Annotated in this window: 5 protein-coding genes; 2 read left to right on the top strand and 3 right to left on the bottom strand. The window is 40.3% G+C overall.

Features of this window, described 5'->3' with window-relative positions; all coding sequences use genetic code 11:
- Positions 1 to 103: 103 nt before the first annotated feature.
- Entirely contained in the window at positions 104 to 736 is a 633-nt protein-coding gene (locus tag IQ229_RS16685) for an ABC transporter permease (RefSeq protein ID WP_194045566.1), read from the bottom strand.
- On the bottom strand, positions 733 to 1,491 hold the full coding sequence (locus IQ229_RS16680) for an ATP-binding cassette domain-containing protein (protein WP_194045564.1): 759 nt from the start codon (positions 1,489 to 1,491) through the stop codon (positions 733 to 735). The genes IQ229_RS16685 and IQ229_RS16680 overlap by 4 nt, the downstream gene beginning before the upstream one ends.
- A 179-nt stretch (positions 1,492 to 1,670) precedes the next feature.
- Between IQ229_RS16680 and IQ229_RS16675 the strand changes: the two genes are divergently transcribed.
- Positions 1,671 to 2,825: an AAA family ATPase gene (locus tag IQ229_RS16675; RefSeq protein ID WP_194045556.1), complete on the top strand. Its 1,155-nt coding sequence runs from the start codon at positions 1,671 to 1,673 to the stop codon at positions 2,823 to 2,825.
- Entirely contained in the window at positions 2,822 to 3,427 is a 606-nt protein-coding gene (locus tag IQ229_RS16670) for a DUF4276 family protein (protein WP_194045554.1), read from the top strand. Before IQ229_RS16675 ends, IQ229_RS16670 begins: the two co-directional genes overlap by 4 nt.
- 160 nt (positions 3,428 to 3,587) lie before the next feature.
- On the opposite strand, the gene IQ229_RS16665 is transcribed toward IQ229_RS16670, so the two are convergent.
- Positions 3,588 to 3,951 (bottom strand): ABC transporter permease subunit (locus IQ229_RS16665; protein ID WP_409339940.1); only part of this gene is annotated, 364 nt, incomplete at its 5' end.

Here is a 3,951-nt window from a genome sequence, read left to right as displayed (position 1 = left end):
CTATATTAGCATCGTTATTACTATTGATATTTCCCGTGCAGCCAGCGATTACCAGTAATAAAGCAAAAGTTAAAAAGCACAATGCCAAAAATCTTTTCATTATTTAACTTTTAATTTTTAATTTATTCTCCATCAAGCCAATTGCAAAGTCAGCCAATAATGCAATTGCCGCCGCCGGAACTGCACCAGCTAAAATCAACTGATTGTTCACTACTGATATGCCGCGAAAAATAAACACTCCTAAACCACCTGCACCAATGGCCGCTGCAATAGTTGCAATACCAATGGCAATGACTGTTGCTACTCGCACTCCTGCCAAAATGACTCCCAGTGCTAAGGGAATTTCAACTTGCAACAATAATTGTCTATCTGTCATTCCCATGCCTCTCCCAGCTTCTCGAATCGCTGGATCTACGCCAGTAATACCTGTGTAAGTGTTACGAATTATCGGCAGTAAGGAATATACAGTCAGAGCAACAATTGCTGGGACTGCGCCAATTCCGCCAATTATAGGAACAGGAATGAGTAAGCCAAACAATGCCAAACTGGGAATAGTTTGGAAAATATTCGCTATGCCAAGAATTGGTTGGCGGAGATAGGTTTTACGTGTAATCAAAATACCTAAAGGAATGCCTACAAGTATGGCAATTCCAATGGCAATGCCTACCAAAAATAAATGTTCTAGAGTATGCTGAAGGATTTCTGGGGCATACTTAACCAGGAAGAAATTTTTCATAAAGTATCTTGCAGGGAACGCAGACATTGAAGAAAGGCAAGGCTTTCTGGGTGTTGCGATCGCATAAATTCATCCTTCGCCTCCAATACTACCAACTCTCCCCCATACATTAAACCAATTCTCGATGCTAAAACAAATGCTTCTTGAATATCGTGGGTAACAAACACAACTGTCTTGCCTAACTCTTGCTGCAAACGCCGAAACTCTTGTTGCAGTTCTAAGCGCGTAATCGGATCGAGTGCGCCAAAGGGTTCATCCATCAACAGCACAGGCGGATCTGCCGCTAAAGCCCTGGCTACACCTATTCTTTGCTTTTGTCCTCCCGAAAGTTCGTGCGGGTAACGCCCTGCGAATTGTGCTGGTTCTAAACCCACTAATTGCAGCAATTCATAAACCCGCGCTTTTATTTGTTTAGATTGCCAACCTTCCAAAGCTGGGACTAAACCCACATTGCGTTCTACAGTGAAATGGGGAAATAAACCAATTTCTTGAATGACGTAACCAATTTTTCGTCGCAGTTTAATTTCATCCCATTGAGTTGTGGGAATACCATCAAATAAAACTTCGCCTTGTGTCGGTGTGAATAGGCGATTAATTAACTTCATTGTTGTGGTTTTGCCGCTACCACTGCGCCCAAGTAATACCAGTGCTTCTCCTTGGCGGATGGTGAAATTGAGATTTGACACCAATGGGCGATGATTGCGGCTAAAAGTAACATCGCGGAATTCGACTGTCGTTTGGTTGTTTTGCGGCATGAGTGGCTTTTGATATAGGCGTATATCACATTATTTGTTGATTTTGCTAACGTCCGCGTTGACCTCTTCAGATTTTAGCGATACTGCTAAAAATTGCCTTAAGGCTTTACAGTAGGGAAAAGATCAGAAAGTACGGACAGTAGAAAGCAATAGGTACAACAGTTGGTAATAACTATATTATGAACTCGTTTGAAAGTATAACAATTGAAGGATATCGTCGCTTGTATAATGTACAAGTCGATATGCATGAGCGACCCCTGACGGTGATGATTGGTGCTAATGGTGTAGGTAAAACCTCTCTGTTAGAAATTTTTTCACTTTTAGCAGCATCAGCAAATGCTCAACTAGGAACTAAAATTTCCGAGTTGGGTGGACTGGGTGATATTATGACGCGCGATCAGGCTAAAAGTATAACAATTTCTTTGTCTATGAGTGTGCCCGGTTATGCACCACTCGACTACTCGCTAGAAGTCGCTCCTAAAGGGTTAGCATATGAAATTGCTCTAGAAACACTTACTCAACAAAATGATCGTCAGGCATCGGAACCCTTTAAACACATTGACTCTCGTGGTTTAGATGTTAAATATTTTAATACAGAAGATCAAAAGCTATTGCGCCCAAATTGGGATCATAATCCCTTAGAAACTTCTCTTGCTCAAGTTCCCAAAATGTACCAAGAGCCAGAGAATCTGCGAAAAAGATTAGCTTCTTGCACTTTTTATGGAGCATTAAATGTTGCTCCTAAAAGCCCAGTTCGTTTACCACAATCAATGCGTCCAGTGACCTTACCAGGTTCTCATGGAGAAGATTTAGTTTCCTGCCTTTATTATTTGCGAGAAACTGATTCAGAACGATTTGAAATTATTGAAGATACCCTTGCTGCTGCATTTCCAGATTTTGAGCGTTTATCGTTTCCGCCAGTAGCAGCAGGAACTTTAGCAATGACTTGGAAAGACAAAAATTTTTCTAAGCCTCTTTATATGCACCAGTTGTCTGAGGGGACTTTGCGGTTTCTTTGGTTAGTAACACTGCTGCAAAGTCCAGATTTAACTGCTGTCACTCTTATTGATGAGCCAGAAGTCAGTTTACACCCAGAATTATTAAGACTATTAGCTGATTTAATGCGCGATGCTGCCCAACGAACTCAGCTAATTGTGGCAACCCATTCAGATAGATTAATAAGATTTTTAAAACCTGAAGAAGTTCTAGTTTGTGATTCTGAGGATGGTTTAACAACTATGAATTGGGGTGACTTTTTTGATTTAGAAAAATGGCTAGAAGATTATAGTTTAGATCAAATTTGGGCGATGAACTTAATCGGTGGTCGTCCATGAGAATAGCAATTTTAGTTGAGGGTGCAACAGAAAAAGCTTTTGAGCCGATTTTACGAGATTTCCTTAAGTCACGCTTACAACAACAGATGCCTAAACTTCAGTTTCTACCTGATGATGGTCGGATTCCCAAAGAAGAAAAACTTAGGCGTAAAGTTGAGAATTTACTGACAGGGAGAGATGCTTTCAATGCTGTGATTGCACTAACAGATGTTTATACAGGAACCAATGATTTTCAAGATGCAGCAGATGCTAAAGCAAAAATGAAAATGTGGGTGGGGAATAACCCTAATTTTTATCCCCATACAGCGCAGTATGATTTTGAAGCTTGGCTACTACCTTATTGGCCAACTATTCAAAAATTGGCTGGACATAATAAGTCAGCACCAAGGGGATTACCTGAGCAGGTGAATCACAATAAACCTCCGTCATATCATATTAAAGAAATATTCGAGTTAGGTAAAAAACGCAGTTATAGTAAAACTCGCGATGCAGCCAAGATTTTAAAAAACAATAATCTAATGGATGCAGTTAATCTGTGTCCTGAATTAAAGGAATTTTTGAATACTATTCTGTCTCTTTGTGAGATTGATTTGATTCCATAACTGAACTGTCTCAATTAAACGGCGTTCCGGTTCAGCAGAACTCGCAATTTTGTCTGATAAAATTTTCAGGTTATAACTGTAATTTTTTGGTATCTAATCAGTAATGTAAGAAGGCAAAAGTTAAACCGCTCCTGGTACAAAGAAGACCGCTCACGTTAAATTAGTCCGAATGGCGATTTTCTCCAAAGTAGGGAGTACCTAAAGCTTTCGGGGGTGTAGATTTTCCCAACTTACCGACTAATGCCAATAAAGCGATCGCATAAGGTAGCATTACTAAAAATTGGTAAGGTATATTTGCCCCTAATGCCTGAATTCGCAGTTGTAAAGCTTCTGTAGCCCCAAACAGCAAACAAGCCAAAGCGCTACCCACAGGATGCCATCTGCCAAAAATTAATGCTGCGATCGCAATAAATCCCTTACCAGCACTCATCCCTTCGGCAAAAAATCTTACCTGTACGAGAGTTAAATAAGCACCTCCTAAACTCGCAAGACAGCCACTAATTACCACCTGTCTCGTATACAAA

Origin of the sequence: Nostoc cf. edaphicum LEGE 07299 (assembly GCF_015207245.1) — a bacterium.
GTDB lineage: Bacteria > Cyanobacteriota > Cyanobacteriia > Cyanobacteriales > Nostocaceae > Nostoc > Nostoc edaphicum_B.
This window is presented reverse-complemented; position numbering and strand designations above follow the sequence as displayed.

What these genes read in the sequence shown, in the direction of transcription:
- IQ229_RS16670 (WP_194045554.1), top strand. Translation starts at nt 2,822, where the DNA reads ATGAGAATAGCAATTTTAGTTGAGGGTGCAACAGAAAAAGCTTTTGAG.
- IQ229_RS16675 (WP_194045556.1), top strand. Translation starts at nt 1,671, where the DNA reads ATGAACTCGTTTGAAAGTATAACAATTGAAGGATATCGTCGCTTGTAT.
- IQ229_RS16685 (WP_194045566.1), bottom strand. Translation starts at nt 736, where the DNA reads ATGAAAAATTTCTTCCTGGTTAAGTATGCCCCAGAAATCCTTCAGCAT.
- IQ229_RS16680 (WP_194045564.1), bottom strand. Translation starts at nt 1,491, where the DNA reads ATGCCGCAAAACAACCAAACGACAGTCGAATTCCGCGATGTTACTTTT.